Origin of the sequence: Mucilaginibacter sp. OAE612 (assembly GCF_041806395.1) — a bacterium.
Classification (GTDB): domain Bacteria; phylum Bacteroidota; class Bacteroidia; order Sphingobacteriales; family Sphingobacteriaceae; genus Mucilaginibacter; species Mucilaginibacter rubeus.
Genome location: NZ_JBGMUW010000001.1, coordinates 4,484,608 through 4,510,623, shown reverse-complemented (window position 1 = coordinate 4,510,623; position 26,016 = coordinate 4,484,608). Strand labels below are relative to the sequence as shown.

Here is a 26,016-nt window from a genome sequence, read left to right as displayed (position 1 = left end):
AGTTGACTTACGACTACTGACTTAAATATCCTGGTAATCTTTGGCAAAGTAATTATCGGCCAAAGGATCGGTTAGGCGCACAAAACGTTTCTCATTGTATTTCCATTTCATACGGAATATGATAACGGCAATACCGGCTCCGATGATATAATTAAAACCGATAAAAGCAAACATATCGCCGGGTTCGGCAAGTAATGTGTGCATGTCTTTGCCTTTGAAAATTAGCCAGGCTACACTTGTGATAAGGGATATTGCCAATCCGAAAATAAACCCGCCGTCGATGATACAATAGTTCCACATACCGCGTTGGCGCGAGTGCTCCCACTTTTTTACAAAGCTAATGTTGTCGATGTCCTCTTCGGTGAGGCCTTTGGCCTTAAGTTTTTCGGCCTGGGTTAATTTATACTGATAACGATAGTAACCCTGTACAAACGAGAACGGGAAAAATAAAAGAAAGATGATATTGTTGTGGTCGTAAAAATACAGTGCAACAATAACGGCAAGATAAACCAGTTCGGTTTTGTAAGTATGTTTCAGATATGTTTTAAAATTGAATTTCATATCTGAAACATGCGCTTATATGGTTGGTGTTTGTCCGGCCAGCAGGTAAAGTACAGCCATGCGTACGGCAACACCATTTTCTACCTGGTCGAGAATGATAGACTGTTTGCTGTCGGCCACATCGCTGGTGATCTCCACACCACGGTTAATAGGGCCGGGGTGCATCACAGTGATTTCTTTATCCAGCGAATCCAGAATGGTTTTGTTAAGCCCGAAAAGCATGGTGTATTCCCTTAGTGAAGGGAAATATTTAATATCCTGACGTTCCAGCTGAATGCGGAGCATATTGGCAACATCGCACCAATTAAGGGCTTTAATAAGGTTGTGTTCAACCTTTACACCTAACGAGCCTATGTATTTTGGAATAAGCGTGGTTGGGCCGCAAACCATTACTTCGGCACCCAGTTGTTTAAGGCAAAGGATGTTGGAAAGTGCCACGCGTGAGTGCAGGATATCGCCCACAATCACCACTTTTTTTCCAGCTACATCGCCGTATTTTTCACGGATAGAGAAAGCATCAAGCAAGGCCTGGGTAGGGTGCTCATGTGCACCGTCTCCTGCGTTTACGATTTGTGCTTTAACATGTTTTGACAGGAAGATCCCGGCGCCTGCGTACGGATGACGCATTACTACCATATCAACCTTCATAGCCAGGATGTTGTTTACTGTATCGATCAGCGTTTCGCCTTTGCTTACAGAGGATGATGAGGCCGCGAAGTTGATCACATCAGCCGAAAGCCTTTTTTCGGCCAGTTCAAATGATAAACGGGTACGGGTTGAGTTTTCAAAGAAAATATTAGCGATGGTAACATCCCGTAACGACGGCACTTTCTTGATCGGTCGGTTTAAAACAGATTTAAAGGTATCTGCAGTTTCAAATATCAGCTCAATATCTGCTTGGTTCAAATCTTTTATACCCAATAAGTGTCGTGTGCTCAGTCCTGCCATGTTATTTTGATTTCGGATTTCGGATGTTCGATTTCTGAATTTTTATTTTTATTCCGTCATTGCGAGGTACGAAGCAATCCCCGATTAGCAGAGACTTCTTGCATGATAGCTCTGTACAATTTGGGATTGCTTCGTACCTCGCAATGACGCTTTGTGTATATTATATTTTATTCCTGTACCTCTGAAACAAGAACGATCTTGTCCTCGCCGTCAGTATCCTTCCAGCTAACTACCACTTTTTGTGATGCGATAGAATCGACCTCGATACCCACATAATCGGCAGATACCGGGATGTGGCGCGAGTAACGGCGATCAACCAAAGCCAGTAGCTCTATTTTTTCAGGCCTGCCGAATGCCTGCATGGCATCCATAGCGGCGCGAATAGTACGGCCTGTCCACAGCACATCATCCATCATGATCACTTTTTTACCTTCAATAATAAAATCTATTTTGGTTTGATTAGGTACCAGTTGTGATTCGCGGCGGCGGAAATCGTCGCGGTAAAAGGTGATATCAAGATCGCCTTGCAGTATGTTTTTATCGGGAAGGATTTTTCTAAGTTCTTCTGCAACGCGTTTGGCTAAATAAATGCCACGCGGCTGAATACCAATTAATACTGTATTTGAAAAGTCGTTATGATTTTCAATTAACTGGCGACATAAACGTTGTATGGTAATTTGAAACTTTTGTCCGTCGAGCAGTGTTAGATTTTGCATCGTATGGGTGGATTTGGGCAAAAGTAATAATTTGTTTTCAAAAGCCCCCTCTAAATCTCCCCCGATAGGGGAGACTTTTTACAATTCAGTTATTCGGCAAGTTTTCTTAAAGTCAACATCGCCCTTTCTGCATCTTTTTTCGCCACAAAAATATGATCATGATAATAAGCAGCTACTACGTTGCAGCTGATATTTTCATTCGCCAGCGCAGTTGCAAATGCAGCGGTTAAACCAGTCGCTTCCAGTGATGAATGGATGGTTAAAGTAATCCAGGCGGCTGTGTAGTTATATTCAAGCTTTAACTTATCGGCGGTTTCTTTTTTTAAGATGAGGGTTACCGCTTCTTGCTCTTTAAAAAAAGCTATGATATCATCTGTGTTGATGTTGTTTAATGATGATGTTGTGCAATAAACATAGTCACCTTCATTAATTACGGGTGTCATGTTTTTAAGTAGGGTATTGAGGTTGGTTTCGCCGGTGATCATATCCCAAATATACAAAACTAACTCGCGCTCGTTTTTAACGAGTGCATAACACGGGTTTGCGTTTATAACGCCACTGGCGATACAATTGCCAAGCCCTATTAAGCGCTCATTGCAAATGAGCGCAATAAAATGAAAGGGAAACAAAAAGCCCCTCCGGATAACCAAAGGGGCTTATATAATTGCTTAAGCTAAAATTATGCTTCTTCTTCAGAGCTGTTAGCAGCAGGTGCAGCCTTGCGGGCTTTGTTTTCAGCACCTTCCATTTGCTCTTTTAACTGAGCTAATACGCTAAGATCGCCTAAAGTTGATTTTTCAACAGAATCTTTCACTTTTTTCACCGCGTTAGTAGCAGCTTTTGCTTCTTTTTTACGGTTTTCAAATTCCTGTACGCGGGCATCAGCGCGGGCTTCTTCCCAGATACGTGAGTGTGAAATAACGATACGTTTGTTTTCTTTGTTAAATTCAATGATTTTGAATTCAGCAGCTTCTTCAGCTTTTAAGCTCTTACCGTCTTCTTTAACCAGGTGTTTGGTTGGCGCAAAGCCTTCAACACCGTAAGGTAAAGCTACGATAGCACCTTTGTCGGTTACTTTGATAACAGTACCTTCATGGATCGAGTCGATAGTGAAGATAGTTTCAAAAGTATCCCAAGGGTTTTCTTCAAGCTGTTTGTGGCCTAAGCTCAGTTTGCGGTTTTCAACATCAAGCTCAAGTACAACCACGTTTAATTTTTCACCAACTTTAGTGAATTCGTTAGGGTGGTTAACTTTTTTAGACCAAGAAAGGTCAGAGATGTGGATTAAGCCGTCGATGCCGTCTTCCAGTTCAACAAATACACCAAAGTTGGTCATGTTTTTAACTGTAGCTACGTGCTGAGTACCAACTGCGTACCTTTCAGCAGCGTTTTGCCATGGATCAGGAGTTAATTGTTTAACACCTAATGACATTTTGCGCTCTTCACGGTCTAAAGTCAATACCTGAGCTTCGATCTCGTCACCAACTTTCAGGAATTCCTGAGGGTTGCGCAGGTTTTGTGACCATGACATTTCTGATACGTGGATCAAACCTTCAACACCAGGGATGATTTCAAGGAATGCACCGTAATCAGCAACGGTAACGATTTTACCTTTAACTTTTGAACCAACCTGAATGTCTTCAGAAAGGCTTTGCCAAGGGTGAGGGGTTAATTGTTTCAAGCCAAGAGCGATACGTTTTTTCTCGTCATCAAAGTCAAGCACAACAACGTTGATTTTTTGATCCAATGATAAAATTTCGCGTGGGTGCTCAATACGGCCCCATGAAATATCTGTAATGTGCAGTAAGCCGTCAACACCACCAAGGTCAATGAATACACCAAAGTCGGTAATGTTTTTAACGGTACCTTCCAATACCTGACCTTTTTCAAGGCGAGCAACAATTTCAGTTTTTTGGTTTTCCAGATCGTCTTCGATAAGCACTTTGTGCGATACCACAACGTTCTTGAATTCGTGGTTGATTTTAACAACTTTGAATTCCATAGTTTTACCTACATACACATCGTAATCCCTGATAGGTTTGATATCGATCTGTGAGCCAGGTAAGAAGGCTTCAACGCCCATAATGTCAACAATTAAACCACCTTTAGTACGGCTCTTAACAAAACCGGTGATGATTTCATCGTTATCAAGGGCTGAATTAATGCGCTCCCATGATTTTTGAGTTTTTGCACGTTTGCGTGAAAGTACTAACTGACCGTTAGCATCTTCCTGCGATTCAACAAAAACGTCAACTTTGTCACCGATCTTCAGATCAGGTGTGTCACGGAATTCTGATACTGATACTAAACCGTCTGATTTGAAACCTACGTTAAGTACAACATCTTTGTTGTTAACGTTAACAACAGTACCGGTGATGATTTCGCCTTTGGTGATAGAGCTGAAAGTTCCATCATACAATTTCTCAAATTTCTCACGGTCGTCATCGCTGTAGTTACCAAATTTTTTGTCGTCAGCATCCCAGTCGAAATCTTCGCTTGGTGTAGCCGCGATTTTTGATTTGATCTCTTCAATTGATATTGAATCAGCTTCTGATTCAATAGTTTCTTTTTCGCCAGCCGCTTTAACTGTACCCAGTTCAGCTTCTTTCGCTTTTAATTCTTTTTCTGCTTCTTGTTTTTTTGCCATTAAATAATTTTTCTCCTTTTCCCAATTTGTTAATTGGGACTGCAAAGGTACGGATATATTTTATTGAAAAAAGAAATTTTTTAATGTTAATTGCTTATATTCAGGCAATTTTAGGTCAGAAACGAGTTAGAATAACTTTTGATACTAATTGCCACTCTTGTAAGTCTTGATATTAAGGCCAGTTAACAAATAATTATTGCCTTTTCATAGTGTATTCTACTTCTCCCCGGTATATAGAGGAACTGCCAGAAAAATGTATGACCAGGCTTGAGCTTGTAATTTTTTTTATAGCATACCGAGTGGCCTTTTGGTCAATATCCCTTTTTACAAATAAGCTATCGCCAGCAATTTGATATTTGCCATATTCAAAAAGCCCATTACGATCTTGGGGGTTTTCAATGAATGTACCATCGACTTTAAATTCAAAATAACTAAGCGGGTCAAGCGTAGTGGTATAATCACGATGATCAGTCAATTTATCATTAGTGTAATCATCATAGGTTTGCTCAACCCAATACCATTTTCCTATTATAGATGCGGTCTCCTTCTTGTCTTTTTTACAGGAGTAGGTTAAAATTGAATATACCGATAACAGTATGCAGATTGTTTTTTTCATTGAGATAAGGTTTTTTAACCAGTAAATATAAAGACAAACTTTAATTTGCGTTGAGTTTATTTTCTATCTCTTGAAAAATCTGCATAAAATCATTCAGCATTTCCTCGCGGTAACTGCTCAATATTTCATCCATGATCACCTCCTGCTCTGGTGTGAATGGGTTTTTCCAAACGCGCATACAGATCCGTTTTAATGCATAGGCAATCTGGTGCGTTTCGGCATAAGTATGCAGATACTGGCTTTTTTTAAAACCTTCATAAAATTTAAAGAAAACGGCAGTATCCTCAAGCCCGGCAAAGGTTAAAAAGCTTTTTATTTTATCGTCCTGACAACCTTCTAAATGGTCGTAAAATTCAGTGACACTTATTTTGCCAGTGGTCAGCAGCAGGTTATCAATAATTAACTCAAGTGCGATGTGCCCTAAAAAAAATGGTTTTACCGGCGAGTTTATTAAGGCCGGGGCTAACAACTTTTTAAGCTCATGCGAACGGGTGGTGAAAAAAGCAGATGAGTGAAAATACCGGTCGACATCAAGGTGTTTGTTCCATCCTGCTATGATCGAATTAACCTTGTTATCAGTGTGGTGCAGTTTTTCGGGATGAAGGATGATGTTTTTATCGGCGTTTTTCAGCAGGTCGGGCAGCACCGTTCCCAGCACGTGGTAACAGTTGGTCGTATCCCTGTCGAAATAAAAATGCGATAAAAAATTCATAAGCCTTGCCTTGCAAAATACCCGGTTTTGCTCAAGATACAAAATATAAGTAATTATTTGAAACAGATTTTACCTGTAGTTAACCTATATAAGCACGGATTTTTTCACGAATAGATAATTAAATCGAATTAAACGAATTTTTCAAAGGGGTATCTGCAATTAGTGAAATTCGATTCAATTAGTGAAAATTAGTGTATCAATTTCATTTATATTTGCACCTTTTTGAAACAGAACTTGATATGAACTTTGTTGAAGAATTACGCTGGCGCGGCATGCTGCATACCGAAATGCCGGGAACCGAGGATATGTTAAATAAAGGTATGGCTTCGGGGTATATCGGGTTTGATCCAACTGCCGATTCATTGCATGTTGGTCACCTTACCCAGATCATGACCCTGATCCACTTTCAGCGTTCAGGTCATAAACCATATGCTTTGGTTGGTGGGGCTACCGGCATGGTAGGCGATCCGTCGGGCAAATCTGCCGAGCGTAATTTATTATCAGAGGATGTGCTGCAGCACAACCTGGAAGCCGTAAAAAAGCAGCTTACCCGTTTCCTCGATTTTAATACCGGTGCCAACAGTGCCGAAATGGTAAATAATTACGATTGGTTCAAAAACTTTACTTTTCTTGATTTTATCCGTGATGTGGGTAAACACATTACGGTTAACTATATGATGGCCAAAGATTCGGTGAAGAAACGTTTGGAAGGCGACACAGGTATGTCGTTCACAGAGTTTACTTACCAGTTGGTACAGGGCTATGATTTTTACTACTTATGGAAGCACCATAACTGCTCATTGCAAATGGGTGGCAGCGATCAATGGGGAAACATTGTTACCGGTACTGAGCTAATCCGTCGCAAAGATAGCGGTGAGGCTTTTGCCTTAACTACCAACCTTATCAAAAAAGCTGATGGTACCAAGTTTGGAAAAACAGAAAGCGGAGCAGTGTGGCTTGATGCCGAACGCACCTCGCCATACCAGTTTTACCAGTTTTGGTTAAACACCACCGATGTTGACGCTAAGTCATATATCCGCATTTTTACTCTGCTTGATCGTGAGGTTATTGAAGCGATGGAGGTTGAGCATGATGCTGCACCACATACCCGAGTATTGCAGAAAGCACTGGCTAAGGATATCACCATCCGTGTGCATAGTGAGGCCGAATACGAAAAGGCAATAAAATCATCAGAGTTTTTATTTGGGAATATCGGGATTGAGTTTTTGAATGAGCTTAGCGATGCGGAAGTGTTAGACTTATTTGCCGGTGTACCTAATTATAATATAGCATTGAGTGAACTGGAGCAGGGCATTAATGCTGCTGATCTTTTAGCTGCTAAAACAGCTGTTTTTGCCTCAAAAGGCGAGGCTAAAAAGATGATACAAGGTGGTGGTGTTGCTATCAATAAAGTCAAAATAGGTACTGCCGATGATGTTTATAATGCAGATGCTTTGATTGGCGGTAAATTCATCGTAGCTCAAAAAGGTAAGAAGAACTATTTTTTGATAATAGCAGAATAAACTCTTAACCAGACTTACGAAGTTTCCAAAACTTCGTAAGTCTTAAAATCACAGGTCAATAACTTAATGAACAATGACTCAGTGATAAAAAGCGATAGGTTAAAACTTATCGCTTTTTTGTTGGCTTGATATTTGTAAATGCGACAAATGGTAGTTATATTTGGATAAATGTCAAAAAAGGTTTTCCATAAACAAAACGCAGCTGAAGCTAAAAAATTGGATAAATCTCCTATAGATAAGCTTTTAGGCGATTTGGAAATAACGGTAGAGAAAGAAGTTAGAATTGGCAAAAAAGTAGCTAATGAGTCGACAGAATCTATTGAAGATCAGCTTCGCAAATCACGAGAGCGTATTATGCGGTTGAAAGACCTCAGTATGAAATTGCGTGCCATTAATGCTGAAGAATTACAAGCTGTACCTGCTTATAGATCGAGCAAAATAGACTTTGAGCAAGATATAGTTGTAAAAAATAAGTCAAATCAATCAAATTCAGATGCTTTGTCTGACATTAATAATTTAAGTGATTTTGATATTATCAGTCTTGCACGTAAAGGGATCGCTAAAAGCGCTTTGCTTTCCTTCGCAAAAAAAATCTCCCTAAACATCCAGGAGCTCGCCAATATATTACATATCTCTGAGCGTACTTTACAACGCTACGAGGATGACGCCATTATCAAAACCGAGTACGCCGAAAAGGCTATTGAACTTGCACGGCTTTATACCCGCGGCGAGGAGGTTTTTGAATCGATGGATAAATTCAAGATTTGGGTTAAAACGCCATCGGTAGTTTTCAGGGGCGAGGCACCTGTAACTATCCTGGATACATCAGCCGGCTTCGATATGGTTTTTAAAGAGCTTGGCCGTATAGAGCACGGTATTTTTGCCTGATGATACTTTACCGTATTACCAAATGCAATTATGCTGCCGACCTGAGCGGCACTGGGGCTCGCTTGTATGGAGGTAGGTGGAATAGTGAAGGTAAGCCGATGCTTTATCTTGCTTCATCCCGGTCGTTAGCAGTGCTTGAGGTTTTGGTACATTTAGATCCGCTGATAATTCCGGGAAATTATTGTCTTACTGAAATAGAAGTTCCCGATAGTAAAATAATTACTGTTGAGGTTGAACAGCTACCTGCGGATTGGCGGGATATCACCGGTCCGGTAATTTTGCGCCAACTTGGCGATGCCTTTCTTAAAAAACAGGAGTATTTATTAATGAAAGTACCATCGTCAATTGTCCCTGCCGAATATAACTATCTGCTTAACCCCTTGCATCCCGATTCTTTTGGAGTGAAACTTTTAAAAAGAGAACCTTTTAGTTTTGACAGGCGGCTTATTTAGCCATTAAGTCATTTTGATAAATCGTCATTAGTCGTTGAGGGGCAGTCATTACATCGCGGCTAACCATGCCAAAGAAAAAAGCCACCGGTTATATAACCAATGGCTTTTAATATCTCTTTTTAGCTTGTGATTAACCTAAATATGATTTCAGGATCTTGCTCCTTGAAGTATGGCGCAAGCGTTGCAAGGCTTTGTCTTTGATCTGACGCACGCGCTCGCGGGTTAGGTTAAATTTCTCGCCAATTTCCTCTAATGAAAGAGGGTGGTTAGTTCCTAAACCAAAGAACAATACAATGATCTCGCGCTCGCGCTCAGTTAAGGTTGATAATGAACGTTTGATCTCTTCAGATAATGACTCATTGATCAGGATCGAATCGGTGTTTGGTTCCTGGTTTTCCAGTACATCAAGCAATGTATTCTCTTCACCTTGTACAAACGGTGCATCCATTGATACGTGGCGGCCCGAGTTACTCAGTGTGTCGGAGATCTTATCAACGGTGGTCTCCAATATATCAGCAAGTTCTTCGGGCGATGGTTCGCGCTCGTACTCCTGTTCGAGCTTTGAAAAAGCCTTGCTGATCTTACTTAATGAACCTACCTGGTTAAGTGGTAAACGCACAATACGCGATTGCTCGGCAATGGCCTGCAATATCGACTGGCGGATCCACCATACAGCATATGATATAAATTTAAAGCCTTTGGTTTCATCAAAACGCTTGGCGGCTTTAATCAGGCCGAGGTTGCCCTCGTTAATTAAATCGCCCAGTGTGAGGCCCTGGTTTTGGTATTGTTTAGCAACAGATACAACAAAGCGAAGGTTAGTTTTGGTTAAACGCTCCAATGCCGCCTGGTCGCCCTCGCGGATCTTTTGCGCTAAAATTACTTCTTCTTCGGCGGTTATTAGGTCTACCTTACCAATCTCGTGCAGATATTTATCAAGCGATTGCGACTCGCGATTGGTAATGGATTGCGTTATTTTGAGTTGTCTCATCTATTTAATAAACCTCTCTATTCGTTATATTCTGAATAGAACGTGCAAAGCTAATATTTTGTTTCTAAAATAAAACATATAAATCAGAAATAGCAATACCAGTGTAAAATTTTATATTCAAAATTTTAAATTTATGTATATCGCATAAAATTTATTGTAAAACAATGAATTTATTTTGTTATTTAATAAATATTGTTTTTATTTGAATTGAATTAATATTGTAGTGTAATGAAAAAGGTACGTGCCCTGCAAATACTTGTTTATATAGTGTTTGGTTTGTTTGTTTTTCAGAATATGGCTGCCGATTTCTGGCAGGGGTTTAAGGATGGATACAATGATGGAATGGGTACAATAGATGGCGCTAAAAGATACGGGCCAACATTGCAAGCCACTATTGACGGAAGCTTCATTTCGCAAAAAAATGGGGGCGAAATGAAGATAGGTGAAAACTATACTTTAAAGAATATAATTATAAACAGTGATATAGTAGTTAATAATGATAATATATCTGTAAGCTGGCCATTAAACGCGATTGAAACTGGGCTGATACTTATTACAACTCTGATAGTAATAAGAATAGCCTATCTTATTAATAAGGTTATTGTAAATATTGTAGAGGGTACTTTATTTGAGCAGCGATGTATTAGGCTGATCAAAAGCACAGGGATGCTGTTATTGCTGTTTACATTGACTGATTATATAGGGCAGCAGGTATCCTATCAGGTGTTAATAGCTAAATTGCATGTGCCGCTAAAAATCATCAATACATCGGCATTTAATTTTGGCACGCTGGTATTTGCTATCTTGATATTTATCCTGGCCGAAGCATTTAAGCAAGGGGCGAGGCTTAAAGAGGAGCAAGCTTTAACTATTTAAGTCATGCCGATAATAGTAAATCTTGATGTGATGATGGCAAAACGAAAAATGTCATTAAATGAACTGAGCGACAGGGTAGGGATCACCATATCAAACCTTTCTATCCTAAAAACAGGCAAGGCGAAAGCCATCCGTTTTGAAACACTCGAAGCCATATGTAAGGCGCTTGACTGCCAGCCGGGGGATATTCTGGAATACAGGTGAAAGGTGAAAGGTGAAAGGTGAAAGGTGAAAGGTGAAAGGTGAAAGGTGAAAGGTGAAAGGTGAAAGGTGAAAGGTGAAAGGTGAAAGGTGAAAGGTGAAAGGTGAAGGGTGAAAGGTGAAAGGTGAAAGGTGAAAGGTGAAAGGTGAAAGGTGAAAGGTGAAAGGTGAAAGGTGAAAGGTGAAAGGTGAAAGGTGAAAGGTGAAAGGTGAAAGGTGAAAGGGATTATGTTAAATAGAGGTTCTCAAATCTCGTCTATGTTCTCCGCGGCCCGTTCTTATTAATAAACCGATAATCCGGCAAATCGTATAAATTCTGGTTCAGACAAAAAAAGCCGCCCTCAACAGGCGGCTCTCTTTATTAACTATAAAAACTATTAAACGCTTTTCTCTGCTTTAACAACCATATGGATGCTCATAGGTTGTTTGTTCATTTCTTTTTGGATACTGGCGCTGGTTGCAGCCGGATGGCTGTTCAGGTGCGGGGCAATAACCAGTGAAACTATCGACATTAACTTAATAAGGATGTTCATGGATGGGCCTGAAGTATCTTTAAACGGATCACCTACAGTATCACCTGTTACTGATGCTTTGTGCGGTTCTGATTTTTTGTAGAAGATCTCGCCATTGATATCGCAGCCTTTCTCAAATGATTTTTTAGCATTGTCCCATGCACCACCTGCATTGCTTTGGAAAATTCCCATCAATACGCCCGATACGGTGACACCGGCCAACAAGCCGCCTAACACTTCGGGGCCAAAGGCAAAACCGATGATAATAGGGGTGATCAGTGCGATTAAACCAGGGGCAACCATTTCGCGGATCGACGCTTTGGTGGAGATAGCCACACATTTTTCGTATTCTGGTTTACCCTCGTAAGTCATGATACCCGGAATTTCGCGGAACTGACGCCTAACTTCTTCTACCATGGCCATGGCGGCCCTGCCCACGGCTGCTATCGCCAAGGCAGAAAAAATGAATGGAATCATTCCGCCAACAAACAGACCTGCCAGTACATTGGCTTTATAAATATCAATATGTTCAATACCAGCAACGCCCACAAAAGCCGCAAATAAGGCTAATGAAGTTAATGCTGCCGAAGCAATAGCAAAACCTTTACCGGTAGCGGCCGTAGTGTTACCAACAGCATCCAGGTTGTCGGTACGGTGGCGTACTTCTTCGGGCAGGCGGCTCATTTCGGCAATACCCCCGGCATTATCCGCAATTGGCCCAAAAGCATCTATTGCCAGCTGCATGGCCGTTGTTGCCATCATACCGGCGGCGGCGATAGCTACACCATATAAACCGGCAAAATAATATGACCCGTAAATACCCGATGCCAAAACAAGGATAGGCAGTACGGTTGATTCCATACCTACTGATAAACCACCAATAATATTGGTAGCGTGACCGGTTGACGACTGCCTGATAATGCTCAATACCGGGCGTTTACCCATGGCGGTATAGTACTCGGTTATAATCGACATTAAAGTACCTACTACCAGGCCAACTAATATCGATCCAAAAACACCGTTTTTTGTAAAAGGTATCACGTCTGTTTTTACCACCCCGTTAACTTCATCACGTACCATGTGAAATTCGCCCGAAGGCAACATCCATTGTACAACAAAATATGTAGCTATAGCAGTTAGTATAATTGATGCCCAGTTACCTATGTTCAATGCTTTTTGCACACTGTCGGTTTCAGATTTGATTTTCACCATAGCCGCGCCCACTATCGAAAATATCAAGCCAAGGCCGGCAATTACCATTGGCAGCAATACGGGGGCAATACCACCGAAATTATCGTGCGATACAATCTCGCGTCCCAATACCATGGTAGCAAGCATGGTAGCTACATATGAACCAAAAAGGTCGGCACCCATACCGGCAACATCGCCTACGTTATCACCTACGTTATCTGCAATGGTGGCCGGGTTGCGCACGTCATCCTCGGGGATACCGGCTTCAACTTTACCAACAAGGTCGGCACCTACGTCGGCCGCTTTTGTGTAAATGCCGCCGCCAACACGGGCAAACAGCGCTATGGATTCTGCACCTAATGAAAAACCGGCTAAAACGTCAAGCGCTTTTGCCATGGCTTCGCCGTTAACACTGCTGCCTGCTACTTTAACAACATAAAACTGATAAAAAACAATAAAAAGCGATCCTAAACCAATAATGGCCAAACCGGCAACGCCTAAGCCCATTACTGTTCCGCCGGTGAATGATACTTTTAATGCCTGTGCCAAACTGGTGCGTGCAGCCTGTGTAGTACGTACGTTAGCTTTGGTAGCAATACGCATCCCCAGATAACCTGCAAAGGCAGATAGAAACGCGCCTATCAGAAATGATATGGCAATAACAGGACTTGAAGTGGTAACCGTTGTGCCCGACCATGCCAGCAAAATACCGGCAACCACAACAAAGCCGCCTAATATTTTCCATTCGGCACGTAAAAAGGCCATAGCGCCATCGGCAATGTAACCGGCGAGTGTGGCCATGTCGCCGTCACCGGCGTTTTGTTTGGTAACCCAGGCGGCTTTAATAGCCATAACAAGGATCCCGATAAGCCCCAAAACAGGAATTAAATAAATTAAATAATTGTTCAGAAAATCCATATCACAAATTTGGTTTAATAAAGTAGTACTGCTTGGTTTAACAGTGTGTAATAACAATTGGTGATTGCAAAATAGTAATTTTATTTATTTACTATAGTGATCGTTAATATTAAAGTTTTTTGAATAGTTTAGAGATTTAAACCCTAAAACAATATATGGCGAAAAACTCATCGCAACCAAAAATGAAACATGAGCTTAGCTTGCTGGACGGTACCATGCTGGTATCAGGATCCATGATAGGCTCAGGTATTTTTATTGTTAGTGCAGATATTACCCGTAACGTAGGCTCGGCAGGCTGGCTGATAGCTATCTGGGTTATCACCGGTTTCATGACCCTTACCGCGGCCCTTAGCTACGGCGAATTGAGCGGTATGTTTCCCAAAGCTGGCGGCCAATATGTTTATTTAAAAGAGGCTTACAACAAGCTCATCGCTTTTTTATATGGTTGGAGCTTTTTTGCAGTGATCCAAACAGGTACTATTGCGGCGGTAGGGGTGGCCTTTAGTAAGTTTGCTGCTTATTTGATTCATCCGCTTAGCGAGGAGAACATTCTTTTTCAACTCGGTTTCTTAAAGATCAGCGCCGCTCAGTTGATGTCAATTTTCATCATTGTATTACTTACTTATATTAATACCAAAGGAGTAAAAAGTGGCAAACTTATCCAAACCACATTCACACTTACCAAGCTTTTAAGTTTGTTTGGTTTGATCATATTTGGTTTTGTAGCGCTAAAGCCTGAAATATGGCATGCCAACTGGAGTAACGCCTGGGATATTCATAACCTTAAAGCGGATAATACAACTGTTAGTCTTACCCTTGCTGCTGCCATGGGTGCTATTGCAGCTTCGATGGTAGGTTCGATATTCAGTAGTGATGCCTGGAATAGCGTAACCTTTATAGCGGGTGAAATGAAAAACCCTAAAAGGGATGTTGCCCTAAGTCTTGGTTTAGGGACTTTAATAGTAACTATCATTTACGTATCAGCTAACGTTGCTTATACTGGCGTGCTATCTATGCATGATATCGCAACTGCCGATAAAGATCGTGTTGCTGTAGCTGCATCGCATATCATATTTGGTAATCTCGGTACTTATATCATTGCAATAATGATCATGATATCAACTTTTGGCTGCAATAACGGCCTGATACTTTCGGGTGCAAGGGTTTATTACACTATGGCAAAAGATGGGTTATTCTTTAAACAAACAGGTGAATTAAATAAATCTGGCGTGCCCGAGTTTGGTCTATGGATTCAGGCCGTGGTAGCTTCGATACTTTGCCTAAGCGGCCGTTACGGTGATTTGTTGGATATGATATCCTTTGTAGTGGTTATTTTTTATGTTCTTACCATCTTCGGCATTTATATCCTGCGGAGAAAACATCCAAATGCTGAGCGCCCTTATAAAGCACTGGGATACCCAATTTTGCCTGCTATATACATTATTATGGGACTGATATTTTGTGTATTGTTGATCATTTACAAACCGCAGTTTACCTGGCCGGGCTTAATTATTGTATTGATTGGTGTGCCCATATATTATATTTCGCAACGGAACGTTAAAAAACAGGATGAGGCGCTTACTGGTAATTAGTTTTTTATTTATAGGAGAGTCTGTTGCGGCGCAAACGCTTCAGCAAAAAATATCAAATGCTTTTGGGAGGTTGCAGGCGGATAGCCAGTGCAATTATGCTTCAGTATCATTAACCGTACTTGATGCCAAAACCGGGGAACAGGTGTTTGGCGGTAACCCTAACATGGGTTTGGCTACCGCCTCAACGCTTAAAACCATTACCAGTATTACGGCTTTTAATATTTTAGGTCCCGATTTTCAATATCAAACGCAATTGGGTTATACCGGCGAGATTGGAGCCGATGGCACCCTGACCGGCGATATCGTCATTAAAGGCGCCGGCGACCCAACCCTGGGCAGCTGGCGTTATGAGCAAGCCAAAGAGGGGCATGTATTGGCCCTTATGGCCGACGCCTTGCGAAAGGCCGGCATCAAAAAAGTTAACGGTCGCATCATTGGCGATGACAGCATTTTCGGTACCCAATCCATTCCCGAAGGCTGGATCTGGCAGGATATCGGCAACTATTACGGAGCCGGTACATCGGGCCTTTGCTGGCGCGAAAATCAGTTTGATATAAAGCTGCGTACGGGTGCGGTTGGTAGCCCGGTTGGCATATCACGTACTGTTCCGCTGATGCCATACCTTGCATTTAAAAGCGAGTTGACAAATGGTTCTGCCGGATCAGGAGATAATGCTTATGCTTTTTTACCGGTTGGCAGTAAAGTAATATATCTGCGCGGAACTTATGCTGTTGATCAGGAGAAAAAAAGTATTTCTGCCGCTATCCCTGATGCCGCTTATGATGCTGCGTTGCGGCTCAATGATACGCTGAGGAGTTTAGGTATCATTATCGGTAATGAGCCGGAATCAGCCAATACTTTGAGTGCTAAAAACCTGCCATTGACCATAATTACTAAAAATCTGGCAACTATATCATCACCAACTTTAAGCAAAATAATTTACTGGCTTAACCAGAAAAGTATTAACCTGTACGCCGAGCAGTTACTCAAAACCATAGCCTGGAAACAGGGACGCAAGCCTACAACGGCAAATGGTGTGGATGAGGTACAAAAGTTTTGGGCGGCCAAAGGTATAGATACCCGCAGCATGAATATTTACGACGGCAGCGGCCTTTCGCCCGGTGACAGGGTAACTACGTTAACGCTGGCCCGCATCCTGCAATCGGCAAAGAAGGAAAGCTGGTTTGCCGATTTTTATACAAGTCTGCCGGTTTATAATGATATGAAAATGAAAAGCGGTAGTATCAATAATGTGTTGTGCTATGCCGGTTATCAAACCAAAAACGGGCGAGAGCTTTGTTTTTCTATCATGGTTAATAATTTCAGCGGACCGAGCCGGGGCATAAAAGAAAAAATGTTCAGAGTGTTGGATGAGTTGAAGTAGTAAGAGTTTACAGGAATAATTTTGATGATTTGACGTTATATGGTGAACTTAATACTATAAACCTCATCATGAAAATATTAACCTTAGCTCCCCACAAACCTATTGCCTACGCTCCTGGATTAATTAGCCTGGTTTTATTTCCTGTGCTTTGCGTGCTTTTCTTTCACAAGCATAAAGTGTTTACACAGCGGAACTGCATTGATTTGGTGATGTGTGATCCTTCGTGGCCCAAACTGACGCCTGCAGAACATAAGGTTAGGTTTCCGCCCGATAGAAGTTATATCGATGTTAACCTCAATGGAAATCCTGCGAGTGACAGGTCATTGCTTGACTTTGCCCGTATGGAAATCCGTACCATGCTTAAAACCAGGAATACTACGCTTGGCATACGCTTTCATTTTGGCAATAAATCGCGATATTGGACATACGTGAATGCCCTTAATATTTGTTATACTGAAAAGGTGCAGTCATGGATGGCTTATCAGGATTATATTTACGTTGTATACGTAAAACCCCGATATTAGTACAAGTTGAAGAACATACAAACCAATGAAAAAACTTAATATCCTTTTGTTATTTGCGATAGCATCATTCGTTGCCTGCAAAAGCAAATCCGGCTCAAATGATGACGTGCAATCCATCAAATTTAAGTTCACCGAGCTTGGCCGCGAAACGCAGTTCAGGATCACCTGCGATAAGTTTGATTATTACTTCCCCGAAGGGAAAGAAAAAAACTTTAACAAAAAGCCGGGAATTGATAGTGTTATGCAATTGCTAACCGGTATGAAGATGGTGAGTGACGGTACAGAACCGGACGTGCGCGGGAAGATCTATATTACACTCACTACCAAAAACCGTTGATACCGTATGCGTTGGCGCTAAAGTACTCAGCTACAAAGGTACAACTTATGAAACGCCACAGGAGCTGTTGGTGTTGATACAAAAATAGGTTGCACAGGGGTGCAAATGGTTTGTTGTAATCAAGCCATTGCTCAGTGAATGAGCAGGATCATCTAAAAATAGCAGCGGTCAGTTTTTCATTTTGGCCAGCCGTTCGGGCGAAAGTACGATGATCTGGCTTCCTTTTTTATCGATTAGGTTTTCATCTTTAAAATCGGTAAGGGTACGGCTCACAGTTTCAGTTGCCACACCGGCCATAGCAGCAAGGTCTTCCCGCGAAATTTTGAAATCCCCACCCTGCTGTTTATGCAGTCGCACCAGGGTATCGGCCATCCTTTTCCGTACTGAGTTATACGCAAGCTGCAATAATTGCTCTTCCCGGTCGCGGATATGATTAGAAAGCAGTTTGATAAACTCACGCGCAATATCAGGGTATAAATTGAGCAGGTTATCCAGTTGGTCTTTCGGGATCAGGCACAGCTGGCTATCCTCCAGGGTGGTTGCTGTATCTGTGTAAGCCTCGTTCGAGAGCATGGCATTTACCCCAAGGTATTCCTCGGCAGAGTGGATGGCGGTCATCAGCTCACGGCCATCGTTTGCCAGTTTAACGGTTTTAACTCTGCCTTTCAATATCAGGTACAAGCCATTCCCCTTATCACCATCGTAATAAATTACCTGGTCTTTTTTAAACAGGCGCACCTTGCGTTCGCTAATAATACGTTTAAGTTCAGTGAGACCGCTATTCTTCGATACAATTGAGTTTAGGTTTTCGAGAGATTGACTATAAAAGCTTTGCTGGGCAGTTTTTTTCCTGAGCCTGCTTTCAATGGCGTTCAGCAGTTCAATATCATCAAAAGGCTTGATTAAGTAATCATCGGCACCCATTTCCATGCCTTTACGTTGGTCAATCCGTTCGGCCTTTGCGGTTAAAAATATAAAAGGTATGGCGGCGGTTTCGGGATTTTTATTCAGCATAAATAAAACGCCATAACCATCAAGCTCGGGCATCATGATATCGCAAAGTATTACATCGGGCAGGTTGTTAACGGCCAGTTCAATACCGGTTTTACCATTATCGGCTTCAAATACCGTGTAACCGGCCAGTCCCAGTATTTCTACCACGTTTTCGCGGATATCTTTGTTATCTTCGATGATCAGGATTTTTTGGTTCATGATGCGGAAAATGAAATGGTGAATGAAGTACCCTCGTTTACGTTACTTTGAAAATCAACCCTGCCGTTCATAAGGGCAGTGTACCGGGCCACAATATTAAGGCCTAAACCGGTACCCGCTATATTGCCTGTATTGTGCGCTCTGAAAAATGCTTCAAATAAATGCTTCTGGTCGCTTTCGGGAATGCCTATGCCATTATCTTTTATAGTAATGGAACAGCCGGAAGCATTTATTTCAGTACTAAATTCAATAAAGCTGTCCTCGCCCGAATATTTGATGGCGTTTGTGATGAGGTTGATGATGCAGTTTTTGAGCAGGTTAATATCGAGGTAAACCATACTATCTGTACCTGTATGCTGATAAAGGATATTTTGGTTTTGCTTGGCCATAATCTGCATTTCTTCAGTTAGCTCTTCGGCCAGCTTAACCAGGTCAAACCTGGTGTATGACGGTTCAATACGCCCGGCTTCCAGTTTTTCGAGCGAGAGAAAATCATTCAGAATGGTAGTGAGGTTGCCAACGGCGTTTTTGATTTTATTAACATGCTTGCTAATCTGCAGGCTGTGCAAAGGCTCGGCATATTTATCAATAAGCGAGGCCGATAATTGAACAGCGCTTAGTGGCGTACGAAACTCATGCGATGCCATGGAAACAAAACGGCTTTTCAATTGTCCCAGTTCTTTCTCTTTTTCGAGGGACTGGCTCACTTCTTCTTTGGCTTTTTGCAGTTCAAGAACAAATTGTTTTAAGGAGAGCGTGCGTTCCTCTACCACTTCCTCCAGGTGTGATGTGTATTCCTTTAGCTTGTCCTCTGCTTCCTTCTCACGGCTAAGGTCGTGTATAAAACCGGCATATATTTTACGCCCCGAAAAATTTACGTCACTAACCCCAAGTCTGAACGGGAATTGGGTGCCGTCTTTACGCAAGCCTGTTACTTCACGACCTATACCAATGATATGTGGTTTACCGGTAGTTTGATATCGATTGATATAATGATCATGTTCCTGCCGGTATGGCTGGGGCATCAGTATCGATACATTTTTGCCGATAACTTCATGAGGCTCATATTGAAATAACCTGCAGGCCGAAGGATTTATAGATTCGACTATTCCCCGTTCATCGATAGTAATAATGCCATCGATAACATTTTCAATAATGGCTTTTAATAAGGCAGTATTTTCCATAGATGAAGTTTGAAAGATTTATCAGCTTTTGCAAATATCAAATTTGATATGGATTTTTTACGCCTAAAGATGGTATATCTTAATTAAAATTGAAATTAGGCCTGTTTTGTAAGAGGAAAGTTACCGGTAGTTAACTTTGAGTTTATCTGCTTAGACGTTATTTGCGGCTTGTTAAAAAACAGCTTAATGAAAAAACTCCTGCTACTAACCATGCTTGGATTAGGCGGTATAAGTGCCTTCGCGCAAACCCAGGCCCCTGTTAAAAATGCCCCGACAGATTATATAAAGATTAAAAACTACGGCCTGCTGACTTTACTTGAGCAGGATGCCGAAGTAAGCACTTTACTTAAAAACGATCCTGAACTGGCACAGCTCACTCAGAAAAAGCTAAGCGCCCTTAGCACTTCCCTCACTGATTGTAAAGACGCGGCGTGCTTAGTAACTGCGGCAAAACTAACTGATGATGACATCAAAACCGTAAGCGACCGGCTTGCAGCACTATATAAAACAGGTAACGCGCTTAACAGGATGGTTAAATCGAAACTGATCCCATCGGGTCTTTACAGCTTGTATAAAAAACTATCGTCGGAGCAATTGCTTATAAAAGCATGGGAGCAGGACGCAGGTAGCATCAATTACACTATTGGCGTTTATGCTGAAGGCAAAAAGCCTAATTATCCGCAGATAGACTCTATCAGCTACAATATTAAATCGAGAGCATATTTTACGCTGATGTATGATGGTTCTGCTACATTGTTAGGTGATATTAAAGGAACAAAGCTGTTTTTTGAACCCGCTATGCAGGCAGCCCTGCTCTATCTGCAGATCAACGAGAGGCATGATCCTGCCAATTACGAGCCAATGGAGCTAAACGCAAACAAGGCCGCGGTAACACGTGCAAAAACCATTAAATGGGCCGATTATCCTTATTCAAATATTCTTGTACCCGGTGCTGGTCCGGATAATTTGACATCGCCATTGAGCGGGGAGGGGATGCTGCGTTGCAGGCTGGCGGTACAGGAATATAAGGCGGGCAAAGCCCCGTTTATCATTGTATCGGGCGGCAATGTGCATCCATATAAAACAAAATATAATGAAGCCGGGGAAATGAAGGTTTATTTAATGAAAACCCTTCATATTCCTGAAAATGTGATCATCATTGAACCTCATGCACGTCATACTACAACAAATATGCGTAACAGTGCCAGGCTTATTTATAAATATGGCATCCCTGCCGATAAGCCCGGTATTGTGGTAACCGATAAATCACAAACCGATTTTATTATGAATATGGATGCCCGCTGCCAAAAGGAACTGAACTATGTGCCTTACAAACTGGCCAAGCGTAACTCCGAGACCGAAGTTGAATATTACCCGGTAGAAGAAGCCAAACAAATTGATCCTGACGAACCACTTGACCCCCGTTAGGAGCTGAAGGCAGAACGCGAAAAGCTTAAAATTATCATCTGATCACTAATGTAATTACTTTATTTAAACTTATGCAAAAGCTTAATTTAACTATAATAGTCGTTGTTTTAGGTATTGGCAGCATCACCACCGGTACGATTGATCATAAACTTAACCGTGCCATAACAATCGACTCGTTGGGCGCCTGCCAGGGCATTTCATACCAAGACGGTCGCATATTTTTATATGGTGACAGGGAAGTTGGAATGATCCGGGAGTTTAAGCTGGAAAATGACAGCCTGGTATATCTGCATAAGGAATATAAGCTAACCCAAAACGGGCAGGATATTATTAACCACCCAACCGGTATAGCTTATAACAATGATAAGGGCCTGACATTTATAGGTAATTCCATCCGCCTTAATGCAGCGGGCAGCCAGTGGAGGGCAGTAATTTATAATGTGAACTGGAAGGGCCTGCTTAAAACCGGTACGCTTGATGGTAATTTAATTAATACCATTGAGGATGATGCCTGTATCCAGGGCACCCGTCCGGAATATGTAAAATATAATAATAAGTGGTATGTAGCCACTGCAGATTATGGTGATCACGGCAACGAAGTACGTTTATACGACCCAGAAAAACTGGCCAAAGCCAAAAGCACGAAGGAACCCGGCGTGCTTTACAAAAAATTTACATGTACACCCTGGGTACAAAATCTGTTTTGGAAAGCTGATAAAGGCATTTTAGTGCTGATCCAGAATAAGCTTGAGGGCAGGCAATGGCGGTTTACTTATGTTGATCTTAAAAAATCAATTGAAGCCGGTAAACAGGTGGTGCTAAGTCAGGTTGATGGTATTGACAGGGGCGATGAGCTGGAAGGTTTTTCCTTGCTCGGTGGTGGGGAGAAAGGGATAGCCGTAACCTCATCACGGAAAAATAACGTGAATTTTACCACTACTTCATGGTAGTATTAAACAACTGGCTAAAGTAAAAAATCCTGCAAAGAGGCAGGTATTTTTCTATTTTTTGTTTAATGTAAATTTAACACTAAGGTATCCTTTGGTTAAGATAGCAGGTTTAGCTTTGCTGTCATTATTACAATATTAACAACTCTGTATTAATATTATTTAATGATAACGCAATAATAATTATTAAATTATTAATTTTTTGCTCACGTCTTTAAAAATATCGCCTATGTAACATAACTTCAACTTAACATCGGGCCCGGCGATAAAACTAAGAACCGGTGAATGCGCTAACACTCACCTGGTCCGGGATAATTGTCAAATAACTCAAAAGCGGTCCAAGGCTTTAAGTCATTTCTTTCAACAATCAATTTTAAAAATATGAATAAAAAGATTAATCCAAATCTTTTGAGCAGGTTTTTTTTAATTCCTGTATTGTTTTTACTGGTTTTGCTAAAACCTTTTATCTCAAACGCTTCGGCAAAAAATATTATATATAACGTAAACCAAATCACCGGTATTGTTACCGACGAAACTAATCTTCCGTTACCCGGCGTATCAGTTCGGATCAAAGGGACTGATAAAGGTACTGCAACTAACACAAATGGTAAATATACCATTTCGGCCGATGAAGGCGCCGTGCTGGTTTTTAACTTTATTGGTTATGAGCAGCAGGAAATAACTGTTGGCGGTTCATCAACCATTAACGTTAAGATGAAACCAAAATCAAACATGCTTAACGAGGTGGTGGCCATCGGTTATCAGTCTATTCGTAAAAGTGATGTTACCGGTTCTATTGCCAGCGTTAAAGCCAGTGATCTTAATCTTTCTGCACCTTCATTGGGGCAGGCCCTTGCTGGTAAGGTATCAGGTGTACAAGTGTCCCAAACCAGCGGTGCTCCATATACAAGCACTAAAATCAGGGTAAGGGGCGTTGGCTCATTCAACGCCAGCTCTGATCCCCTATATGTAATTGATGGTTACCCGGCCGGTAATGATATCTTCATTAACCCTGATGACATCGAAAGCATCGATATTTTGAAAGATGCTGCATCTGCCGCTATCTACGGTTCACGCGCATCTGGCGGTGTGGTATTGATCACTACTAAAAAAGGTAAAGAAGGTAAAGGCCGTTTTGAGTATGACGTGCAAACAGGCGTTGACCAGCTTGCCCACAAAGTGAAACTGCTTGACGCAGATCAGGCAGCCCTGTTGGTTATCGACGGTCGTAACAACGCTTATCATGACCTTTGGATAAACTCAGGCCATACCTGGAACGACGCCATGTATTCTGATAACAACGCAACCCGCGTTACTAATGTTGGTAACTCGGGCAGTGTAAGTATTCCTAATGGCTTATATGATTTTGCTTCGCAAACCCCTATTAAACAAACAGTACATACCGATTGGCAGGATGAGTTATACCGCAACACATTTTTTCAAAAACACACTTTGTCGTTTTCAGGTGCTTCAAATGGTGTTCGTTATTATGTAAGCGGTGCATACCAAAATCAACCGGGTATTATTTTAAATACAGGCCAGCAACGTTATAACTTCCGTACCAATATCGATGGTGATGTAAGCAAACGTATTCACATTGGCGCAAACATATCTTACACTCAAAATACCAACCAGGAAACACAGGAAGGCCGTTTTGACCATAGCCCAATTTTAGGGGCTTTGATCTATATGCCTTATCTGCCTGCTTATAATGCTGATGGCTCATACCAAACCAACGTTGAAGCAGCAGGTTCATCTCAATATGGCTACCAAAGTATTGAAAACCCGCTTGCCCTTGCCGATCGTATTAAAATAACCCGAAAAGGTTATCGCAGCACTTATAATGCAAATGTTACTTATAACATTTTACCTGGTTTTAACTTCAAAACCAATTTGGGTACGCAGGCTTATACTGAAAAATACGATTATTACTATCCAACTACTTTAAGCTCGGGTGCTAACCCTCCGGGATCGTCGCAGGCTATCAACGCGGCCAACGCGCAGGCGTCGTATCTGCTCAATGTTGACAGGCTGGCCGAGTTTACCTTAAACTATACCAAACAATTTGGCAAACATCATTTTGATGCTTTGGCCGGTTACACTGCTCAAAAAACTACAAGCGATTACACGAGTGTAAAAGCAAACGGTTTCCAAAGTGATTACGTGCCCGAAATTTCAGGCAAAGGTGCAGATGCGGCTTTCTTTAGCTTAAACTCAGCTTCTAAAAGTACTTACACTTTATTATCCTATCTTGGTCGTGCAAATTATAATTACGCCGGTAAATATTTCTTAACCGCATCATTCCGTGCGGATGGTTCATCACGTTTTGGTTTAACAAACAGGTATGGCTATTTCCCGTCGGTAGCCGCCGGGTGGAATTTATCTGATGAGTCATTCTATCACAATTTCCTTGGCGATCAGTCAACAGTTAAGATCCGTGCAAGCTGGGGTAAAAGCGGTAACTTCAATATCCCTAACTATGCTATCACCCAAACATTGGCCAGTCCCGTTGGCGCGGTGTTAAACGGTGGTATTGCAACTGCTACATATCCTGGTGGTTTAAAGGATCCAAAATTAAGCTGGGAAACTACATCGCAGTATAACTTTGGTACCGATATCGGTTTATTTAACGGCCGTTTACAGATCATTGCCAACTATTATTTAAGTTATTCATATAACCTGTTGTATAATCAGCCAATTTCGGCAATATCCGGCAGTACCACTATCTTAACTAACCTGCGCGATTCAAAGATCCGTAACACCGGTTTTGACTTGCAGTTAGATGGCAAGATAGTTAACACTAAAGATTTTACCTTGGGTGCAAGCGGCAACATCTCATTAAACCGCAACAAAGTAGTTAAACTGCCTGCTCAAAACACCCTGATCATCAACGGTGCCGAGCGTTCGTACCTTACCAGCATAACTACCCAGGGCCAGCCTATCGGTATGTTCTATGGCTTCCAGGTTGGTGGCATAATCAATGCCTCTAACGTAGGTAAAACTGCTCCGTCTGCTTCACAAACTAACCCGGCCAAAATCGGCGACCTTTGGTTTGTAGATACCAATAAAGATGGTATTGTCAACGACGCTGATAAAACCATAATCGGTTCGCCATATGCTAAATTTACTTACGGTTTTGCCCTTAACAGTACTTACAAACGCTTTGACTTTGGTGCGTCATTCAATGGTTCATATGGTAACAAGATCCTTGACGGACAGGATTACTATTTGTACAACGGCGAAGGTTCCGGTAACCAATACGCTAATGTTGCACAACGTTACCGTAATGAAGCTGAACCGGGAGATGGTTCATTTTACCGCGCTTCACGTGCCGGTACACAAAGTAACAGCACCCGTTTATCAACTTTCTACCTGCAAAGCGGCTCATATCTGCGTTGTACCAACCTTACCTTAGGTTACACACTGCCTAATTTTTTACAGCAAACTTTAGGTTTAAGCAAAGCACGCGTTTTTGCCAGTGTTGTGAATGCCTTCACAATCACCAAGTACAAAGGTTATAACCCTGATGTGGATTATAACTATTCAGGCGCTGCGTCAAACAATACCCAGCCTGCCAACCTTGCACCAGGTATCGATTATGGTACGTACCCGCTGGTTAGGTCATACAACTTAGGTGTTAATGTTACTTTTTAATG

General features: G+C 41.7%; 23 protein-coding genes. 12 read left to right on the top strand and 11 right to left on the bottom strand.

All coding sequences use genetic code 11. The annotated features are described in order from the left end of the window. Positions 1 to 21: 21 nt before the first annotated feature. From ABID99_RS18785 to ABID99_RS18755, 7 genes are all read right to left on the bottom strand, one after another. Positions 22 to 561: a hypothetical protein gene (locus tag ABID99_RS18785; protein ID WP_090531554.1), complete on the bottom strand. Its 540-nt coding sequence runs from the start codon at positions 559 to 561 to the stop codon at positions 22 to 24. Between the two features lie 15 nt (positions 562 to 576). Next, positions 577 to 1,509 carry an aspartate carbamoyltransferase catalytic subunit gene (locus tag ABID99_RS18780; RefSeq protein ID WP_090531556.1) on the bottom strand — a complete coding sequence of 311 codons (933 nt, stop codon included), beginning with the start codon at positions 1,507 to 1,509 and terminating at the stop codon, positions 577 to 579. 167 nt (positions 1,510 to 1,676) lie between these two features. Further along, positions 1,677 to 2,225, bottom strand: a complete 549-nt coding sequence (gene pyrR / locus ABID99_RS18775; protein WP_090531558.1) for a bifunctional pyr operon transcriptional regulator/uracil phosphoribosyltransferase PyrR — start codon at positions 2,223 to 2,225, stop codon at positions 1,677 to 1,679. Positions 2,226 to 2,314: 89 nt separating this feature from the next. Then, on the bottom strand, positions 2,315 to 2,710 hold the full coding sequence (locus ABID99_RS18770) for an ACT domain-containing protein (protein ID WP_373614754.1): 396 nt from the start codon (positions 2,708 to 2,710) through the stop codon (positions 2,315 to 2,317). A gap of 194 nt (positions 2,711 to 2,904) precedes the next feature. Next, positions 2,905 to 4,872, bottom strand: a complete 1,968-nt coding sequence (rpsA, locus tag ABID99_RS18765; RefSeq protein ID WP_090531562.1) for a 30S ribosomal protein S1 — start codon at positions 4,870 to 4,872, stop codon at positions 2,905 to 2,907. Between the two features lie 193 nt (positions 4,873 to 5,065). Then, positions 5,066 to 5,488, bottom strand: coding sequence for a lipocalin family protein (locus ABID99_RS18760; protein ID WP_090531564.1), 423 nt, complete (start codon positions 5,486 to 5,488; stop codon positions 5,066 to 5,068). Positions 5,489 to 5,528: 40 nt separating this feature from the next. Next, complete coding sequence (locus ABID99_RS18755) at positions 5,529 to 6,200, bottom strand: hypothetical protein (RefSeq protein WP_090531567.1); 672 nt, start codon at positions 6,198 to 6,200, stop codon at positions 5,529 to 5,531. Positions 6,201 to 6,439: 239 nt separating this feature from the next. Here ABID99_RS18755 and tyrS point away from each other — a divergent pair, with 239 nt between their 5' ends. From tyrS to ABID99_RS18740, 3 genes are all read left to right on the top strand, one after another. Beyond that, positions 6,440 to 7,723 carry a tyrosine--tRNA ligase gene (gene tyrS / locus ABID99_RS18750; protein ID WP_373614753.1) on the top strand — a complete coding sequence of 428 codons (1,284 nt, stop codon included), beginning with the start codon at positions 6,440 to 6,442 and terminating at the stop codon, positions 7,721 to 7,723. 168 nt (positions 7,724 to 7,891) lie between these two features. Next, a complete protein-coding gene (locus ABID99_RS18745; RefSeq protein WP_229701613.1) occupies positions 7,892 to 8,611 on the top strand; it encodes an antitoxin Xre-like helix-turn-helix domain-containing protein in 720 nt (239 codons plus the stop codon). Next, positions 8,611 to 9,063: an RES family NAD+ phosphorylase gene (locus ABID99_RS18740; protein WP_373614752.1), complete on the top strand. Its 453-nt coding sequence runs from the start codon at positions 8,611 to 8,613 to the stop codon at positions 9,061 to 9,063. Before ABID99_RS18745 ends, ABID99_RS18740 begins: the two co-directional genes overlap by 1 nt. 130 nt (positions 9,064 to 9,193) lie before the next feature. Here ABID99_RS18740 and ABID99_RS18735 read toward each other — a convergent pair whose 3' ends face one another. Next, positions 9,194 to 10,054 carry an RNA polymerase sigma factor RpoD/SigA gene (locus ABID99_RS18735; RefSeq protein WP_090466905.1) on the bottom strand — a complete coding sequence of 287 codons (861 nt, stop codon included), beginning with the start codon at positions 10,052 to 10,054 and terminating at the stop codon, positions 9,194 to 9,196. Positions 10,055 to 10,282: 228 nt separating this feature from the next. Between ABID99_RS18735 and ABID99_RS18730 the strand changes: the two genes are divergently transcribed. Together ABID99_RS18730 and ABID99_RS18725 are read left to right on the top strand one after the other, a co-directional pair. Beyond that, the gene (locus tag ABID99_RS18730) at positions 10,283 to 10,930 is read left to right on the top strand and encodes a DUF2975 domain-containing protein (RefSeq protein WP_090531573.1); all 648 of its coding nucleotides are present in this window, start codon (positions 10,283 to 10,285) and stop codon (positions 10,928 to 10,930) included. Between the two features lie 3 nt (positions 10,931 to 10,933). Beyond that, positions 10,934 to 11,134: a helix-turn-helix transcriptional regulator gene (locus ABID99_RS18725; RefSeq protein ID WP_090531574.1), complete on the top strand. Its 201-nt coding sequence runs from the start codon at positions 10,934 to 10,936 to the stop codon at positions 11,132 to 11,134. A gap of 374 nt (positions 11,135 to 11,508) precedes the next feature. Here ABID99_RS18725 and ABID99_RS18720 read toward each other — a convergent pair whose 3' ends face one another. Further along, positions 11,509 to 13,752 carry a sodium-translocating pyrophosphatase gene (locus ABID99_RS18720; RefSeq protein ID WP_090523258.1) on the bottom strand — a complete coding sequence of 748 codons (2,244 nt, stop codon included), beginning with the start codon at positions 13,750 to 13,752 and terminating at the stop codon, positions 11,509 to 11,511. 155 nt (positions 13,753 to 13,907) lie between these two features. On the opposite strand from ABID99_RS18720, the gene ABID99_RS18715 reads away from it, so the two are divergent. The 4 genes from ABID99_RS18715 to ABID99_RS18700 all read left to right on the top strand — a co-directional run bounded on the left by ABID99_RS18715 (position 13,908) and on the right by ABID99_RS18700 (position 17,589). Next, entirely contained in the window at positions 13,908 to 15,344 is a 1,437-nt protein-coding gene (locus ABID99_RS18715; protein ID WP_090523263.1) for an APC family permease, read from the top strand. Then, positions 15,322 to 16,728, top strand: coding sequence for a D-alanyl-D-alanine carboxypeptidase/D-alanyl-D-alanine-endopeptidase (gene dacB / locus ABID99_RS18710; RefSeq protein ID WP_373614751.1), 1,407 nt, complete (start codon positions 15,322 to 15,324; stop codon positions 16,726 to 16,728). Before ABID99_RS18715 ends, dacB begins: the two co-directional genes overlap by 23 nt. A 68-nt stretch (positions 16,729 to 16,796) precedes the next feature. Then, on the top strand, positions 16,797 to 17,252 hold the full coding sequence (locus tag ABID99_RS18705; RefSeq protein WP_373614750.1) for a hypothetical protein: 456 nt from the start codon (positions 16,797 to 16,799) through the stop codon (positions 17,250 to 17,252). A 25-nt stretch (positions 17,253 to 17,277) separates the two neighbouring features. Beyond that, entirely contained in the window at positions 17,278 to 17,589 is a 312-nt protein-coding gene (locus tag ABID99_RS18700; RefSeq protein WP_373614749.1) for a hypothetical protein, read from the top strand. 168 nt (positions 17,590 to 17,757) lie between these two features. On the opposite strand, the gene ABID99_RS18695 is transcribed toward ABID99_RS18700, so the two are convergent. Beyond that, positions 17,758 to 18,801, bottom strand: a complete 1,044-nt coding sequence (locus tag ABID99_RS18695) for a response regulator (RefSeq protein WP_373614748.1) — start codon at positions 18,799 to 18,801, stop codon at positions 17,758 to 17,760. Further along, positions 18,798 to 19,985 (bottom strand): PAS domain S-box protein, encoded by a 1,188-nt coding sequence (locus tag ABID99_RS18690; RefSeq protein WP_373614747.1) that lies wholly within the window; start codon positions 19,983 to 19,985, stop codon positions 18,798 to 18,800. The genes ABID99_RS18695 and ABID99_RS18690 overlap by 4 nt, the downstream gene beginning before the upstream one ends. Positions 19,986 to 20,171: 186 nt before the next feature. On the opposite strand from ABID99_RS18690, the gene ABID99_RS18685 reads away from it, so the two are divergent. The 3 genes from ABID99_RS18685 to ABID99_RS18675 all read left to right on the top strand — a co-directional run bounded on the left by ABID99_RS18685 (position 20,172) and on the right by ABID99_RS18675 (position 26,014). Then, positions 20,172 to 21,413, top strand: coding sequence for a YdcF family protein (locus ABID99_RS18685; RefSeq protein ID WP_373614746.1), 1,242 nt, complete (start codon positions 20,172 to 20,174; stop codon positions 21,411 to 21,413). Between the two features lie 71 nt (positions 21,414 to 21,484). Then, positions 21,485 to 22,363 (top strand): hypothetical protein, encoded by an 879-nt coding sequence (locus ABID99_RS18680; RefSeq protein ID WP_373614745.1) that lies wholly within the window; start codon positions 21,485 to 21,487, stop codon positions 22,361 to 22,363. 378 nt (positions 22,364 to 22,741) lie between these two features. Further along, positions 22,742 to 26,014, top strand: coding sequence for a SusC/RagA family TonB-linked outer membrane protein (locus ABID99_RS18675; protein ID WP_373614744.1), 3,273 nt, complete (start codon positions 22,742 to 22,744; stop codon positions 26,012 to 26,014). Positions 26,015 to 26,016: the final 2 nt, after the last annotated feature.

What these genes read in the sequence shown, in the direction of transcription:
- ABID99_RS18785 (WP_090531554.1), bottom strand. Translation starts at nt 561, where the DNA reads ATGAAATTCAATTTTAAAACATATCTGAAACATACTTACAAAACCGAA.
- ABID99_RS18780 (WP_090531556.1), bottom strand. Translation starts at nt 1,509, where the DNA reads ATGGCAGGACTGAGCACACGACACTTATTGGGTATAAAAGATTTGAAC.
- pyrR (WP_090531558.1), bottom strand. Translation starts at nt 2,225, where the DNA reads ATGCAAAATCTAACACTGCTCGACGGACAAAAGTTTCAAATTACCATA.
- ABID99_RS18770 (WP_373614754.1), bottom strand. Translation starts at nt 2,710, where the DNA reads ATGATCACCGGCGAAACCAACCTCAATACCCTACTTAAAAACATGACA.
- rpsA (WP_090531562.1), bottom strand. Translation starts at nt 4,872, where the DNA reads ATGGCAAAAAAACAAGAAGCAGAAAAAGAATTAAAAGCGAAAGAAGCT.
- ABID99_RS18760 (WP_090531564.1), bottom strand. Translation starts at nt 5,488, where the DNA reads ATGAAAAAAACAATCTGCATACTGTTATCGGTATATTCAATTTTAACC.
- ABID99_RS18755 (WP_090531567.1), bottom strand. Translation starts at nt 6,200, where the DNA reads ATGAATTTTTTATCGCATTTTTATTTCGACAGGGATACGACCAACTGT.
- tyrS (WP_373614753.1), top strand. Translation starts at nt 6,440, where the DNA reads ATGAACTTTGTTGAAGAATTACGCTGGCGCGGCATGCTGCATACCGAA.
- ABID99_RS18745 (WP_229701613.1), top strand. Translation starts at nt 7,892, where the DNA reads ATGTCAAAAAAGGTTTTCCATAAACAAAACGCAGCTGAAGCTAAAAAA.
- ABID99_RS18740 (WP_373614752.1), top strand. Translation starts at nt 8,611, where the DNA reads ATGATACTTTACCGTATTACCAAATGCAATTATGCTGCCGACCTGAGC.
- ABID99_RS18735 (WP_090466905.1), bottom strand. Translation starts at nt 10,054, where the DNA reads ATGAGACAACTCAAAATAACGCAATCCATTACCAATCGCGAGTCGCAA.
- ABID99_RS18730 (WP_090531573.1), top strand. Translation starts at nt 10,283, where the DNA reads ATGAAAAAGGTACGTGCCCTGCAAATACTTGTTTATATAGTGTTTGGT.
- ABID99_RS18725 (WP_090531574.1), top strand. Translation starts at nt 10,934, where the DNA reads ATGCCGATAATAGTAAATCTTGATGTGATGATGGCAAAACGAAAAATG.
- ABID99_RS18720 (WP_090523258.1), bottom strand. Translation starts at nt 13,752, where the DNA reads ATGGATTTTCTGAACAATTATTTAATTTATTTAATTCCTGTTTTGGGG.
- ABID99_RS18715 (WP_090523263.1), top strand. Translation starts at nt 13,908, where the DNA reads ATGGCGAAAAACTCATCGCAACCAAAAATGAAACATGAGCTTAGCTTG.
- dacB (WP_373614751.1), top strand. Translation starts at nt 15,322, where the DNA reads ATGAGGCGCTTACTGGTAATTAGTTTTTTATTTATAGGAGAGTCTGTT.
- ABID99_RS18705 (WP_373614750.1), top strand. Translation starts at nt 16,797, where the DNA reads ATGAAAATATTAACCTTAGCTCCCCACAAACCTATTGCCTACGCTCCT.
- ABID99_RS18700 (WP_373614749.1), top strand. Translation starts at nt 17,278, where the DNA reads ATGAAAAAACTTAATATCCTTTTGTTATTTGCGATAGCATCATTCGTT.
- ABID99_RS18695 (WP_373614748.1), bottom strand. Translation starts at nt 18,801, where the DNA reads ATGAACCAAAAAATCCTGATCATCGAAGATAACAAAGATATCCGCGAA.
- ABID99_RS18690 (WP_373614747.1), bottom strand. Translation starts at nt 19,985, where the DNA reads ATGGAAAATACTGCCTTATTAAAAGCCATTATTGAAAATGTTATCGAT.
- ABID99_RS18685 (WP_373614746.1), top strand. Translation starts at nt 20,172, where the DNA reads ATGAAAAAACTCCTGCTACTAACCATGCTTGGATTAGGCGGTATAAGT.
- ABID99_RS18680 (WP_373614745.1), top strand. Translation starts at nt 21,485, where the DNA reads ATGCAAAAGCTTAATTTAACTATAATAGTCGTTGTTTTAGGTATTGGC.
- ABID99_RS18675 (WP_373614744.1), top strand. Translation starts at nt 22,742, where the DNA reads ATGAATAAAAAGATTAATCCAAATCTTTTGAGCAGGTTTTTTTTAATT.